Origin of the sequence: Paenibacillus sp. RU5M (assembly GCF_900221055.1) — a bacterium.
Taxonomy (GTDB): Bacteria; Bacillota; Bacilli; order Paenibacillales; family Paenibacillaceae; genus Paenibacillus; species Paenibacillus marchantiae.
On the sequence record NZ_OBQM01000004.1, the window covers coordinates 381,744 to 396,612 of the forward strand.

Annotated in this window: 13 protein-coding genes and 1 riboswitch; of the genes, 12 read left to right on the forward strand and 1 reads right to left on the reverse strand. The window is 48.1% G+C overall.

Translation table 11 applies throughout. From position 1 onward, the window contains the following. Nucleotides 1-49: 49 nt before the first annotated feature. Complete coding sequence (locus CRO25_RS15510) at nucleotides 50-481, reverse strand: hypothetical protein (RefSeq protein ID WP_079695625.1); 432 nt, start codon at nucleotides 479-481, stop codon at nucleotides 50-52. Between the two features lie 166 nt (nucleotides 482-647). Here CRO25_RS15510 and CRO25_RS15515 point away from each other — a divergent pair, with 166 nt between their 5' ends. From CRO25_RS15515 to CRO25_RS15570, 12 genes are all read left to right on the forward strand, one after another. Further along, nucleotides 648-1,124, forward strand: a complete 477-nt coding sequence (locus tag CRO25_RS15515) for an N-acetyltransferase (RefSeq protein WP_079695626.1) — start codon at nucleotides 648-650, stop codon at nucleotides 1,122-1,124. 186 nt (nucleotides 1,125-1,310) lie between these two features. Next, nucleotides 1,311-2,411 carry a redox-regulated ATPase YchF gene (gene ychF, locus CRO25_RS15520; RefSeq protein WP_063566964.1) on the forward strand — a complete coding sequence of 367 codons (1,101 nt, stop codon included), beginning with the start codon at nucleotides 1,311-1,313 and terminating at the stop codon, nucleotides 2,409-2,411. A 610-nt stretch (nucleotides 2,412-3,021) separates the two neighbouring features. After that, nucleotides 3,022-4,089: a peptide chain release factor 1 gene (gene prfA / locus CRO25_RS15525; protein WP_063566965.1), complete on the forward strand. Its 1,068-nt coding sequence runs from the start codon at nucleotides 3,022-3,024 to the stop codon at nucleotides 4,087-4,089. Between the two features lie 25 nt (nucleotides 4,090-4,114). Further along, nucleotides 4,115-4,999: a peptide chain release factor N(5)-glutamine methyltransferase gene (gene prmC, locus CRO25_RS15530; RefSeq protein WP_097115782.1), complete on the forward strand. Its 885-nt coding sequence runs from the start codon at nucleotides 4,115-4,117 to the stop codon at nucleotides 4,997-4,999. Between the two features lie 85 nt (nucleotides 5,000-5,084). Further along, nucleotides 5,085-6,293, forward strand: a complete 1,209-nt coding sequence (locus CRO25_RS15535; RefSeq protein ID WP_079695628.1) for an FtsW/RodA/SpoVE family cell cycle protein — start codon at nucleotides 5,085-5,087, stop codon at nucleotides 6,291-6,293. A 225-nt stretch (nucleotides 6,294-6,518) separates the two neighbouring features. Further along, nucleotides 6,519-7,739 (forward strand): FtsW/RodA/SpoVE family cell cycle protein, encoded by a 1,221-nt coding sequence (locus CRO25_RS15540; protein WP_079695629.1) that lies wholly within the window; start codon nucleotides 6,519-6,521, stop codon nucleotides 7,737-7,739. A gap of 754 nt (nucleotides 7,740-8,493) precedes the next feature. Continuing rightward, complete coding sequence (locus CRO25_RS15545; RefSeq protein WP_256863656.1) at nucleotides 8,494-10,053, forward strand: glycosyl hydrolase family 18 protein; 1,560 nt, start codon at nucleotides 8,494-8,496, stop codon at nucleotides 10,051-10,053. Between the two features lie 290 nt (nucleotides 10,054-10,343). Further along, the gene (spoIIR, locus tag CRO25_RS15550) at nucleotides 10,344-11,003 is read left to right on the forward strand and encodes a stage II sporulation protein R (RefSeq protein ID WP_079695631.1); all 660 of its coding nucleotides are present in this window, start codon (nucleotides 10,344-10,346) and stop codon (nucleotides 11,001-11,003) included. Nucleotides 11,004-11,286: 283 nt separating this feature from the next. After that, the gene (locus CRO25_RS15555) at nucleotides 11,287-12,444 is read left to right on the forward strand and encodes an L-threonylcarbamoyladenylate synthase (protein ID WP_372828776.1); all 1,158 of its coding nucleotides are present in this window, start codon (nucleotides 11,287-11,289) and stop codon (nucleotides 12,442-12,444) included. A gap of 172 nt (nucleotides 12,445-12,616) precedes the next feature. Continuing rightward, the gene (locus CRO25_RS15560; protein ID WP_063568347.1) at nucleotides 12,617-13,177 is read left to right on the forward strand and encodes a manganese efflux pump MntP family protein; all 561 of its coding nucleotides are present in this window, start codon (nucleotides 12,617-12,619) and stop codon (nucleotides 13,175-13,177) included. Nucleotides 13,178-13,301: 124 nt separating this feature from the next. Beyond that, entirely contained in the window at nucleotides 13,302-13,874 is a 573-nt protein-coding gene (locus CRO25_RS15565) for a low molecular weight protein arginine phosphatase (protein WP_079695633.1), read from the forward strand. A 116-nt stretch (nucleotides 13,875-13,990) separates the two neighbouring features. Then, nucleotides 13,991-14,072, forward strand: a riboswitch (ZMP/ZTP riboswitch). 141 nt (nucleotides 14,073-14,213) lie between these two features. Next, nucleotides 14,214-14,807: a TIGR01440 family protein gene (locus CRO25_RS15570; RefSeq protein ID WP_063568349.1), complete on the forward strand. Its 594-nt coding sequence runs from the start codon at nucleotides 14,214-14,216 to the stop codon at nucleotides 14,805-14,807. The last annotated feature ends 62 nt before the right edge of the window (nucleotides 14,808-14,869 follow it).

Below are 14,869 nucleotides of genomic sequence, written 5' to 3' on the forward strand. Positions count from 1 at the left end.
ATGACGAATTGGGGAGCCTCTTTTTGTTGTTTAACGTGGGAGAGAAGGGCTACATACAATCTTCTCTCACGGTTATCGTTTCGTTGGTTACAGTCACATAGGAGTTGCCAGATAAGTATTCGGTATAGCCGCATACCGTTTTGTTATAGGTTTCACCACGGCTGTTCGTAAACTCCAGATAGACGGATCCTTCACCGGAAAGTTGCAGCTGTGGAGCGAACTTCACTTGTTCCCCGCTGGGGACTGCTTTATTTAAGTTGTATATAGTACCCTCATTGTTTGTATTGAACGAGTCAACGCCGCTGCTCACGCGTGCTGTAATATTTGAAAGATCATAGTCGGACTGATTATGAATCGTGATCCTTAAATGTCTGAAGGGGTCCAGCGCCTGGTAAACCATAGAAATACCTAATCCAATGAAGAGAATCACTGTAGATAGGATGATTATTTTCCTTTTTGAAAAGGGACGACGCGTATTCATAAGTAATCTGCTCCTTTCTTTCATATAGAAATAAACAGAGTGAGGTAACTAAAAGTTGTATAGGATTTGGCTTGAATTGCATCATGCAGACCATGGTATAACAAGATACAATACTATAGAGTGCAAAAAGATCATACATAGAACACTCGAACTAGGAGGGAAACCAATGGAACTGATCCCCATGAATCAAGTAGAATATGATAATTTCCGAATTCGCTCGATTAAAGATTTTGCAGAAGAGAAAGTGGAGGCGGGTACTTGGGCTGCAGAAGAGGCGCAGGGACTTGCGGAGGCATCCTACGACAAATATTTACCTGAAGGGCTGAATACACCGGGTGCTTACCTATATAATCTGGTACATGCCGTGGACGGGAATGTGGGTTATATCTGGTTTAACGTTACGGATAACCGCCGTGGCAAAGATGCTTTTTTGCTGGATATTGTGGTGGAAGAAGCCTATCGGGGCAAGGGTTATGGTACAGAGACGATGGAGGCACTTGAAAAGGAAGCCTTGCGCCTTGGCGTGGATCGCATTGGTCTACATGTGTTTGGACATAATGTGCGGGCGAGCAGCCTGTATCGCAAGATGGGATATGAGGTAACGGATCTGACGATGTACAAGGAAATAAAAGGGGAAGCCTGAAAACGGATAATCTAAGCCAAACGTATGATCTACGCAAAACGAATCATCCGCAGTAACCGGAGATTTCGGGAAGCGGAGGGTGCTCTGGTCGAATTGGCGAAGTTCCTTGATGCCTTGGGGTTTGTCATATATAATGTATAGGATTATCCATACCGAACAAGTAATCAATGAGGAGTTGTCATATACATGGCTTTGAAAGCTGGAATCGTGGGCCTGCCTAACGTTGGTAAATCCACACTGTTTAACGCAATTACACAAGCTGGTGCTGAATCGGCAAACTATCCGTTCTGTACGATTGACCCTAACGTGGGGATCGTTGAAGTACCGGACGAGCGTTTGGACAAATTGACAGAACTCGTTGTACCGAAAAAAACGGTACCAACGGCGTTTGAATTTGTAGATATCGCAGGTCTTGTTCGCGGTGCGAGCAAAGGCGAAGGTCTTGGTAACAAGTTCCTTGCACACATTCGTGAAGTAGACGCAATTGTACACGTGGTACGCTGCTTTGTAGACGAGAATATCACACATGTTGATGGCAAAATTGATCCGGTAAGCGACATCCAAACGATCAATCTGGAGCTGATCCTGGCCGATATCGAGAGTGTTGAGAAAAAAATCGATCGCTCCAAGAAAAACATGAAGGGCGGCAACAAGTCAGCTGCTCAGGAAGTGGAAGTACTGGAGAAAGTGAAGGCTGTTCTGTACGAAGACAAGCCAGCACGCAGCATGGAGCTTACGGACGAAGAGCGACTGATCGTGCGCGATCTGCATTTGCTTACCCTGAAGCCTGTTCTGTACGCAGCCAATGTAGCTGAGGACGAAATCGGTGATGTGGCGAACAATGCTTATGTGCAAAAAGTAAGAGAATTCGCAGCTGCTGAAAATGCAGAAGTGGTGCCGATCAGTGCGAAAGTGGAAGAAGAGATCTCCGAGCTGGAAGGCGAAGATAAACAAATGTTCCTGGAAGAACTCGGTATCGAGGATTCCGGTCTGAACCTGTTGATCAAAGCGGCTTACAAATTGCTGGGTCTGTACACGTACTTCACAGCAGGCGTACAGGAAGTTCGTGCTTGGACAATCCGTAAGGGTACGAAAGCACCTGGCGCAGCGGGTGTCATTCACACCGACTTCGAGCGAGGATTCATTCGTGCAGAGGTTGTTTCCTACGACGATCTGGTTGCTGCCGGTTCCATGAACGGTGCGAAAGAACGTGGACAACTTCGTCTCGAAGGTAAAGAGTATGTTGTAAGCGACGGCGATGTTATGCATTTCCGCTTCAACGTCTAATCTGGATAATCTAGATAAGAAAACATACTTGAATATACGAGTATAGCAGCTCTGTCGTCTTCTAATGAAGATGGCAGGGCTTTTTACATATTGCAGAATAATTTTCAATGAGCTTAAGACAATCGACAATAAATTTGTCTGGATATCCTGTACATTTACTGGATTGTTTACTCGCTCTGGATATAATAAAAGCAAGAAGGCTCATGGGAGATGAGCTCTTAAATCAATCTGGTTGCTTAAAATAAAGTAAATCAAAATTTGGATGCAGCTGCTGCAAATAGTTGCTATTCAGGAGCATAAGAATATGCTATAATTAAGAGTCGTATACCTATGTTAAATTTCTCGCTCGGCTTAATGAGTTGAAGCGGGTTTGACACCGGGTACGCGATTTCTTTTATATAACTTAAAAGTAAAGGATTTGATGACGTTGTAGCGATGTTATACGTCGATCATAAAATGAATGTTACGGTCAGGGATTTCTGAGAACTCCGTGCCTTGTGAAATATAAATGGTCTGATAACGCATGAATGAATTGAATGCCTATCGGAATCGAATGAATCGAATGAACGTTGAAATGCTGGAACGAAAATAATGCGTGAGGTGACTATACATGTTTGATAAATTACAGGCGTTAGCCGACCGTTACGAGAAACTCAGCGAGCTGCTGTGTGACCCGGATGTAGCAAGTGACAACAAGAAGCTGCGGGAATATTCCAAAGAGCAATCGGATCTGCAGCCTACCTATGAAGCATACAATGAGTACAAACAAGTGAGCCAGGATCTCGAAGCTGCGAAAGAAATGCAGGGCGAGAAGCTGGACGACGAGATGCGTGAAATGGTCAAAATGGAAATTGATGAACTGAGTACTCGCCAGAAAGAACTGGACGATCTGATTCGTGTTCTCATGCTGCCCAAAGACCCGAATGATGATAAAAACGTCATCGTAGAAATTCGTGGTGCAGCTGGTGGGGATGAAGCGGCGCTGTTTGCAGCGGATCTCTATCGGATGTACACACGTTATGCCGATACGCAAGGCTGGCGCGTGGAACTGATGGACGTTAACACAAATGATCTGGGCGGCTTCAAAGAGGTTGTATTCCTGATTAATGGACGCGGCGCTTACAGCAAAATGAAATACGAAAGTGGCGCACACCGTGTGCAACGTATTCCAACAACGGAATCGGGCGGCCGTATTCATACCTCTACGTCCACTGTAGCAGTTATGCCTGAAGCCGAAGATTTCGATATTGAAATCCATGATAAAGATATCCGTGTAGATACGTTCTGTTCCAGTGGTGCCGGTGGACAATCGGTTAATACCACGAAATCGGCTGTACGGGTAACTCACGTTCCAACGGGAATTGTGGCTACGTGTCAGGATGGTAAATCCCAGAACTCGAATAAGGAAAAAGCATTGCAGGTTCTGCGTACACGTATCTTCGATATGATGCGTCAGGAAGAAGAAGCGAAAATTTCGAGTGAACGGAAGAGCAAAGTGGGTACAGGTGACCGCAGTGAGCGGATTCGTACCTATAATTTCCCACAAAGCCGTGTTACGGATCACCGTATCGGATTGACGATGCACAAGCTGGATCAAATCATGAATGGTGAGATTGCTGATATCGTGTCTGCACTGACGATTGCCGAGCAGACGGATATGATGGATAGAGGAGAATAATGCTGTGACCCGCGCGCAGTTTGTCATGACGCCGGAACAGAGTTGTCGGGAAGCCTTCGTGGAGGCTTCCTCTTTTTTGGAGAAGTGCGGCGTGTACGAGCCGCACAACAATGCCCGGCTACTGCTGGAACATGTACTCGGCCGCGAAGGGGCCGCGTACTATCTGATGCAGCCGGAGCCCTTTCCCAGCGAGCTTCGCAGCCGCTGGGAAGACGCCGTCACGCGCAAGGCTGCGGGTGAGCCGGCGCAGTACATTATCGGCAGCCAGGAATTCTACGGGCTGCCGTTCGAGGTCACTCCGGCTGTGCTGATCCCGCGGCCGGAGACCGAGCTGCTGGTCGAGGCTGTGCTGCGCGAAGCCGACCGTGTGTTTCCCGACGGCGCTCCGCTCGCCGTCGACATTGGCACGGGCAGCGGTGCCATCGCGGTGACGATGGCTTCGCAGCGCCGGCACTGGCAGGTAGGCGCCGGAGATATCTCGGCGGCTGCCCTGCAAGTGGCCGCGCGGAACGCGGTCGCGAACGGGGTACAGATCGACTTCCGTGAAGGCGATCTGCTGGCCCCGTTCGCCGGGGTACGGGTGGACATCCTGGTGTCCAACCCGCCTTACATCCCGGCGGCAGATATCGCCGGGTTGCAGCCCGAGGTGCGCGATCATGAGCCGCGCACGGCACTGGACGGCGGCCCCGATGGGCTGGGGCCGTACCGCATCATGCTGGAGCAGCTGGTGCTGCTGCCTGCACCGCCGCAGATTATCGGTTTTGAGCTGGGCCAGGGTCAGGCTGGGGACATCGCAGCTCTGCTTGAATCGGCCGGATATTGGCCGGAAATTATCGTCGTGCCAGACCTTGCAGGCATAGAACGGCATGTACTGGGTGTTCGTACTTCGGAACAGGTGACGAAAATGTAAGGTTCCACGGGTTTTCTTTTTGCCGTGAAATCCTCTACAATGAGATATACCGAAGATTGCTGAATGCTTGGAGGAACATAACTACATGCTGCATAAATTCAAAAAAATAGACTATTCGATTGTTTTTATATTGCTCATACTGATGGCTATTAGTATTTTGTCGATTTATAGTACCACCTTCGGCAGACCAAAGCTGGAGGGACTCACGAAAAGTGCAGTGATGTATTATATTTTGGGCTTCGTGGTCTTTTTTGGGATGTCGATGATCAACTACAAATTCATTATCAAAAATTATTTGTATATCTATGGCGTGGGTATGCTGCTGCTCATTTTCGTTATGTTCTTTGGTAAAGAATATTATGGCGCCAAAGGTTGGCTATCCATATTCGGAGTCAGTTTGCAGCCTGCTGAATTGTTCAAGTTATGCCTGATTGTTTTTTTATCGGCCTTTTTAGCCAGAAAAAAGAATCGTCCGCTTTATTTTGGACGTGATGTCATTCCGATCTCACTCTGTGTACTGCCGCCATTACTACTCGTATTACTTCAAAATGACTTGGGGAATGCGTTAAGTTATGTGGTCATTCTTGTGGGGCTATTATGGATTGGTAATATTAAATTTACTCATGCCCTTATTGGTTTTATTATCGCTGTGGCTGCTTTTATCGGTGGTATACAGGCTTATATTCATTATCACGATGAGATTGTCAAATTTCTGAAGGATGTTGGACGTTCGCACTGGGCAGATCGTTTCGATCCATGGCTTGTGCCGGATTTGACCTCAAGAGATGTTCTCTGGCAGACGTATAACGCGAAGCTTGCAATTGGTTCTGGCGGCATTACGGGAAAAGGGTATTTGGAAGGAACAACGATTCAGTCGAATCGGGTGCCACTGGCATATGCCGATTCGATCTTTGTACAGATTGGGGAGGAATTCGGTTTTATAGGTGCATCCGTGTTGCTGCTACTGTACTTTATTCTTATTCACAGGCTTGTGCTGATTGCGTTGGAATGTAAGGACAGGGCAGGGCCATATCTGATTGTCGGTATTATAGCGATGCTGCTCTACCAGATTTTTGTTAATATCGGTCCGTTCATTGGTCTGATGCCGCTGACTGGGATTACCTTGCCGTTTATTAGTTCGGGTGGTACCTCAATTATGATCAACATGATCAGTATGGGGATTGTGATGAGTATCAAGGTTCACACGGAAGAGAACGAGGATATCCTTGGTTCCGCAGAACAACCAGGCATTACAGAACTGGTCATGAAGCTAGTTAGACGCAAATCAACATAGCAGGAGCAATAGTCTTTATCCTAGGACAGACTCTTTGCAAATGAATACGATATAAGTTAACCCTGAAATCAACAGATCGGAGCAAGACAGATCTGTGAGTTTCAGGGTTTTTCGTTGTTTTGTTTGACGGATTTCCATTTTCCCTTCCAATTCTATACAATGGTAATATTAAATACTAATGGAAATAATTATTGGGTGTTGAGCCTCAGGGGGATACGTGGGAACATGCTGAGAATGCTGAAGAAGATGGACGGGGTTATTCTGTTTGTGTTGCTGCTGCTTATGGTCATGAGTGTATTTACGGTGTACAGTGCGATTCAGTCCGATCCGAAATTGGGCAATCATCATATCAAAACCTTGCAGTTTTACGGAATTGGATTCGTAGCCCTCATTGGTATTGGATTGGTCAATTATAAACTGTATATCCAATATGCGTTTTATATTTACGGGTTTGGGATTGTCCTGTTGATTCTTGTTAATTTCATAGGGGGCACGATCAATAATGCGAATGGCTGGATAAAGATTAATGATTATCTTTCTTTTCAACCTGCAGAGTTGTTTAAAATGATCTTGATTCTGTTTCTGGCTCATGTATTGGTCAAAAGAAAAAATTCTACGCTTCGTTTCTGGAAAGACATCGTTCCTATTGGTTTATGGACGTTCGTTCCCTTTGCACTCGTAATGATTCAGAATGATCTGGGCAACGCCCTTGGATACATCGTGATTCTGGTCGCTGTGTTATGGATAGGGAATATCAAGTGGTCGCATGCACTAATTGCTCTTGCCATTGTGGGGATAACCTTTTTTGGATTCGTCAAAGCATATACGTCATATCACGATGAGATTTTTACCTTTCTGGAAAAGGCGAACCGGGAGCACTGGGCCGAGCGTATTGATCCTTGGCTTGTACCGGATAAAGCAACGTCGAAAGCTTCCTGGCATACGAAAAATGCGGGTCTCGCCATAGGCTCGGGGGGCATAACAGGCAAAGGCTATATGCAGGGAACATCCGTCCAATCGGGGCGTGTACCGTATACGTATTCGGATTCCATTTTTGTGGTCATTGCCGAGGAGTTTGGTTTTGTAGGTGGATCTGTTCTGCTCTTAATGTATTTTATCCTCATTCATCGTATGGTGTTAATCGCTTTACACTGTAGAGACCGGGCGGGACCTGTCGTGATTGTGGGGATTATCGGCATGTTGTTATATCAGGTGTTTGAAAATATTGGTGCTTTCCTTGGGCTGATGCCGCTTACGGGCATTACGCTGCCATTTATCAGCTATGGAGGCACTTCGTTGCTCATTAATATGGCATGTATCGGGCTGGTGATGAGCATTAAATTGTATGGCCAGGAAGAAGAGGACGAGCTTCTTATAGGTGAACAACGACCTACCTTACTGGAACGTTTATGGAGTATGGTCAAAAAGGAAAAGACAACAGCGTAATCTTGAAGTTTCGTATGATTCATCTCTGCTAGGGACATCCAGCTTCTCATTAAGAGGGGGAATATGTTATGGAGCAGTAAGTGATTTGTTTGTTATTCTGATCTTTGCCTGCGCAGCCAGGTGAAGATCTTTTTTTTTGTTAAAAAGGCAAGGCGATCTTTGGAACTTTGAATGAATGCCAAATTTAAATTTTATTGACAAATATTTCAATTCTGTATTATCCTGATTTTAACTAGATTATATACGTATTTTACCCGCCTACTTACACTCTACACGTCAGACAGTAATCAATACTTTGAAAGTCGGTTATCAACCTACTCCTCATCCATGCAACCAGTCATGCCAATGATGAATGTAATTGTAATTTCGTTGGTGTACTTCTTCCCTAGATTATCAAAATTGTTCAGCGACAAATTTCCTTTGATATCCCATTGCCCTTCAGCTCAACGTACTATGATCCTTTTTGAGTTAGCCTATTTTTTCTGCGAATCTATGTATTCCATCCACGAATGTTCAGCGGCTCAGGTTCCTTTTTCTTTAAATGAAATCGATTACATTTAATTGTAAACGCTTCCTTTATTTCGAGTCTGATTGGAACAGAAAGGGTGGAAAAGCGATGTGGATAAACAAACATAGCCTTTCAGCGGCATTAACGAGAGAAGCAGCAGGGAGTACAGGGCGTGATCCTCCTGCTAACCAAAACGTGAGGCTACCGCTGAATTCCTAAAATTAAAACCCAAAGGAGAGTTAAGTGATGAACCTAAATCGAGTTGGTACGATCCCTTCATTTGTAAAAGTGTTCATGCTCTTGTTTTTATCTTTTGCACTAACCGTTTCAACATTTGCCTTCGGACCAGCGAAACAAGCTGACGCAGCTCCTCTTCCAAAGAAAATTATTGCTTACGTGGCTGGTTGGGCTAATTGGACCGCGAATGATATCAAGGCAGAACAGCTCTCTCATATCAATTACTCCTTTGCACTCATCTCTAACGGCAAAGCAACCATTACAAACTCGGATCGTACCAAACTGCAACTTATGGTTGGACTGAAATCCAGAAACCCTGATCTGAAGGTGATATTGTCTGTTGGTGGCTGGGGAGCTAACGGTTTTTCAGACGCTGCGCTAACGGACGCCTCACGCACAACATTTGCCGACAGCATTGTGCAGTTGGTAACCTCCAACAATCTGGACGGCGTCGATCTGGATTGGGAATATCCGACCAACCCTGCTGCCGGTACAACTGCACGGCCGCAAGATAAACAAAACTTCACACAACTGCTCTCGAAGGTTCGTCAGAAGCTGAATGCTCAAGGACAAATGAATGGAAAACAATATCTGCTGACCATTGCCTCCGGAGCGAGCAGCAGTTATCTGAATGGTGTGGAAATCAATAATATCACGCCTCTGCTCGATTGGATCAATCTGATGACTTACGATTTTCATGGAACCTGGGACGCAACCACAGGTCATCATACGAATCTGTCCGGAAGAGATATTAGTGTAACGTCTGCGGTCAATCTGTTCAGAAATAGCGGTGTTCCCGCGAATAAACTGGTTATTGGCGGAGCCTTTTACGGCCGGGCTTGGACTGGTGTCCAGAATTCGAACAATGGTCTGGACAGGCCAGCTTCGGGTGGTTTTGAACCCGACTACAACACTATTGTCAGCCAATATTTGAATAAAAACGGGTATACACGGTACTGGGACAGCAGTGCCCAAGCTCCTTATCTGTTTAATGGGAATACCTTTATCTCCTATGACGACCCGCAATCGCTCAGCCTGAAGGTGCAATATGTGAAAAACAGCAATCTGGGTGGCATCATGTTCTGGGAGTACAGCAATGACCGCTCAGGTGCGCTGCTTCAAGCCGTATATTCGGAGGTTACGGGTGGGGGCACGGTGCAGCCTCCGAATCCAAGTGGATACAACTATCTGGTTGCTCAAGCCAATCAGCAAATCATCTCTGCCGAGAATCAAGGCAATGACCAGCTTGTCGCCAATCGGACGACGGCAGGAGACTGGGAGCTTTTTGAATGGATCACGAACTCCGATGGAACGGTGTCCCTCAAGTCCAAAATCAATAATAAATATGTCACAGCGGATGTTAATGTGGGTGGTGCCCTGATCGCCAAAGCCACAACCATTCAGCAATGGGAGAAGTTCAATCGTGTGGATTTGGGTGATGGAACAATCGCGTTGCAGGCACTCGCCAATAACCTGTATGTGACCTGTGATCTGAATAATGGCGGTAAGCTTGTAGCGAGCCGCAATTCGGTTGGCGGTGCTTGGGAAGCTTTTCGGGTGAATAAGTAACCGATACACTGATATCCATGCAGCATGCCATATTGGAACACCAAGGGTAGGTTAGAGATTTAGATTTGTCAAAGAAGTGCCAGCCGACAAGCGTTCCATAGGCAGGCGCTTCTTTGATTTTCGTCATACATAAAGCGAGCTAACAGTCCTTTCGTTTTAAGTATTACCCGCCTATTAAAATTTTAGTAGATTTGTAATCTAGCAGGTTTACTTCCGTCTCTTCCGGGCATACTGATAGACATGAGAGAGTTACAGGGATCATGATCACGGGAGCCGAGGGGGAGAACGGAATGAGCAGAAGAATCGTGAAACAAATTGGACTTATTATTGTATGTCTTATGATGATTATTATGATGTGGGAAGGTCAGAAAACGGATGCAGCTGTGGCGGCCACAGCCATTCCCGAACAATCCATTCGTTTGCGCATTCTGGCAAACTCGGATGCAGCGGGAGATCAGTTGGTCAAACGCGAGATTCGGGACGCCGTCGTTGCCCAAATGAATGGGTGGGTAACCGAACTGGAGAATCCGCAAAGTCTGGAAGAAGCGCGTGGGGTCATCCGTCAGCATTTATCTGAAATCGAGGATCGTGTAGGAGAAGAGCTTGCCAATCGTGGCCTAACCTATTCATATCAGGTGGAACTTGGGGTTGTTCCGTTTCCAACCAAATTATATGGGGGTACCGTATATCCGGCTGGAGATTACGAAGCAGTGCGGATAACACTGGGAAAAGGTGAGGGACAAAACTGGTGGTGTGTGTTGTTTCCACCATTATGCTTCATAGATGCAGGAACAGGTGATGCGCTGGCGAAGCCTGCAACAGCATCTGCAGCTGCCGTAGAGCCTGGGGACGCACAAGCATCTGTGCAGGCAGCTACACCAGAAGCGCGTTTCTTCCTGTGGGATATGGCGGTCAAATTGTGGGATTGGGTGACGGGATTGTTTGCATAACTGTATAACATGCTGCTGGATATAAGCTTTATCAGGGGACTTCGATTCATGGAAGTGCCCTTTTGTTTTATCATAGGCTCGAGTCAAAGATCGCATGATGTTAATCGCTGGGAAGATTCAGACCGCATCCTTGGGCAGAGCAGATATGTTATAATTATAGGAATCAGAAAACATAAGCGAAGAAGGCATCTCGGAAGCGGAATGTCTTGCATTAACTACCCTACTGAAGTTTAGGAATGATGGATATATGACGAGAGAGAACGAGCAATTGCATCAGTCTTCCATGAAAGGCATGGAGAACGATGAAAGTACAGAGAAAAAGGTTACAAGTATGTGGGATGTCAATGTACTGGTAACCAATGAGAACAAGAATGAAGTGGCAAAAGGGAGTGCGTATAAACAGGCACTTGCTGACTTACAGGATGCCGCAGCCTGTCTTCGTCAAGGACAGACCGTGGCATTCCCAACCGAGACGGTATACGGTCTGGGTGCAGACGCTCGCAGTACAGCTGCGGTGGAAGCTGTATTTGCAGCCAAGGGGAGGCCTTCGGACAATCCGCTGATTGTGCATATTGCACAGCGTGACCAGTTGGATTCACTGGTCACGGAAGTGAATGGCACAGCGGAGGCGCTGATGACGGCCTTCTGGCCGGGGCCGCTAACGCTTGTGCTGCCGGTTAGGCCAGGGGCGGTATCCCCGCGGGTTACCGCCGGCTTGGACACGGTGGCCGTGCGGATGCCGGACCATCCGGTGGCCTTGCAGTTGATCGCGGCGGCGGAATGCCCGGTCGCTGCGCCGAGCGCTAACCGCTCCGGGCGGCCAAGCCCGACCCTCGCAGCACATGTGCGCGAGGATCTGGCAGGCCGCATCGGCGGCATCGTGGACGGCGGCCCCACCGGGGTGGGCGTCGAGTCCACGGTGGTGCAGGTCGGTGACGACGGTACCGTCACCATCCTGCGCCCTGGCGGCATTACGGCGGAACAGCTGTCCGCCGTTGCCGCCCGTGTCGCCACGGACCCGGCGCTGCTCGCCGAGGGGCCCGGTGGCGATGACAGCCCGGCGCCGCGCTCGCCGGGCATGAAGTACACGCACTACGCGCCCACAGGTGCGCTGTGCGTGGTGGAGGGGCCGCCCGCAGCGGTGGCGGCCTGGATCAGCGCCGCCCTCGCAGAGGCGGCGCAGCGCGGGGAGCGCACCGCGGTGCTGGCGTTCGCCGAGCACGCGGAGCAGTACCGCGCCGATGCCGTGTTCTCGCTGGGCGAAGCCAGCGAGCTGGAGGAAGCAGCGCGCCGGCTGTACGCCGCGCTGCGCAGCTGCGATGAGCAGGGGGCCACATATATTGTGGCTGAAGCCTGCTCACGCGAAGGACTGGGAGCAGCCGTCATGAACCGGCTGCTCAAGGCGGCAGGTCACCGACTCATTCAGGTCGGTAACCGATAGCTCCCTTTTTCCATAATATCGCTAGAATATTTCCCTCTGGCACCCGTCCTCTAGTTACGACTAGCAAATCCATTTTTTTGAGCTGGGATTGCAAAATGTCTTCTCAGGTTATGTTTATGTCCTTGTCCGCATAAGGTGTACAAGAACCTTTACGTGACTTGGGGGTATGGGGATGTGGGATGTGTCTGCCCATGTAGGGCAGTTGGTAACCATTTTGATTATGGCCGTCGCTCTCGGACTCGACGCGTTCTCACTCGGCATCGGGATTGGTATGAAGGGCATTCGTATGAGAGACGTATTGCGAATCAGTACCGTAACGGCCCTGTTTCACATCATCATGCCGCTCATCGGCATGTATACGGGCAAATATGTCAGTTCCTTGCTTGGTGACATTACGACGTATGCAGCTGGCGGTCTGCTGGTCCTGCTCGGCGCCCATATGATCTTGAACGCTTTCCGGGAGGGAGATACCAAACTGGTGGATCATCGATCTTTGCTCGGTGTGATACTGTTCTCACTGAGTGTCAGTGTGGATTCGTTTTCCGTTGGAGTCTCGCTCGGCATGTTCAGCAGTGACTTGGTGTTAACGGTACTGGCTTTTGGTGTCTGTGGTGGAGCAATGTCCGTCATGGGTCTGATGTTGGGACGGCGTGTGAGCCAGAATATGGGCGATTACGGAGAAGCGGTCGGCGGAGCGATCTTGCTCGCTTTTGGACTTTTGTTTATATTTTAAAAAACGACGTTAACCATAATTACAGCCTAGTGCAGTCTTCAATATATAATTAAGAGTTTCATTGGTTCAGATGGAGTTTCAAACATGATTCGACAACATTTGCAAAATGGGGAGGCTAACCACAATGAAACATATTTTGTTTGTATGTACAGGGAATACATGTCGCAGCCCCATGGCGGAGGGACTTTTACGTAAACTGGCGTCTGAGCGGGGCATTCAGGTGGACGTTCGTTCCGCAGGTGTAGCCGCAACAACGGGCATGCCGATTTCCCGTCATGCGGAGGCTGTATTAAGGGATCACAACGTTGAGGGACCCCCACATTCGACGCTTCTTAGCTCGAACCTAGTCGGCTGGGCTGACCTGATTCTCACGTTGACACGCAGTCATAAACAGCATGTCATGCAGGTTTTTCCTGACTCGGTACAGAAGACGTATACCTTGAAAGAGTATGCGGAAAATGACGAGCAAGTCTTGAATGATCTTCAGGAATTGGACAGCCTGTTTGCGACATTCGAAATGAAACGTGCACTAGGTCAGGAGATTTTGGCATCTGAACGTGAGCGGGCAATCGAGATCAGACAACGCATTCCGAGCTTTGATATTTCAGACCCGTTTGGCGGCAGTCGCGACGATTACAACATCGCTGCGGCAGAGATTCGGACCGCGCTCGACAGACTTTTGGACAAGTTGGATTAATTGGATTTGTTTAATCATTCCCAGGTATCGATAGATTTCCATATAAAAAACGTACACAGGATGTAAATTACCCGTTGATTTTAAACGCAGGTTGTTTTATGATGAATGGGAAAACAGGGATCCGGTGTAACTGGCGACGAAGTGGGCATAACCACGATGGAGCACCGGAACAAACGGCCGGTCGCCTGGGCAAAAGAGCAATTCTGCGTTACCCGCAGACTGCTCTTTTTTTCGTCTTTCATCTGATTATTCGCTATAATAGTACCTGAAATGCCATACAAGAGAATACCAAGGGCAGCCAAGAGGAAGCCGGGCATGATTTTATCGGGAGGCGATAGGATGACTATTGAGTTAGATTCGGAACAACCCGGATTGCATGAACAGACCGCATCCATTCTGCGTGAACTGGCGCTTGCCGGACAGCTTGGTCCTGGACAGATCGTTGTGATCGGTACAAGTACAAGTGAAGTTGCAGGCAAACGGATTGGAACAAGCGGTGCTGTTGAAGTAGCGCAGCAGCTTCTTGCGGGTATACGCGAGGTGCAGCAGGAGTTCGGTTTTGATGTTGTATTCCAATGCTGTGAGCACCTGAACCGTGCGCTGGTTATGGAGCGTTCACTGCTTACACGTCTTGGATTGACTGAAGTGGGTGCAGTACCTGTGCCCAAAGCAGGTGGTTCCATGGCATCCGCAGCGTATCGCTCGCTGACCGATCCATGCCTGGCTGAACATGTGCAGGCCCATGCGGGACTGGATATTGGGGAGACGATGATTGGCATGCATTTGCGGCATGTGGCAGTACCTTTCAGAACAGCACTCCGCTACATCGGTGATGCCCGTGTAACTACAGCACTGACCCGTCCGAAGTTGATTGGCGGCGAGCGTGCAGTGTATCGTATGGAAGAGCAACCAGATTCGACATTTTGTGACTGATATCTTCAACCTATTTAAAGCCAAATTAGACTTTACACGAAAACGGAGAGTGCAACACCAAT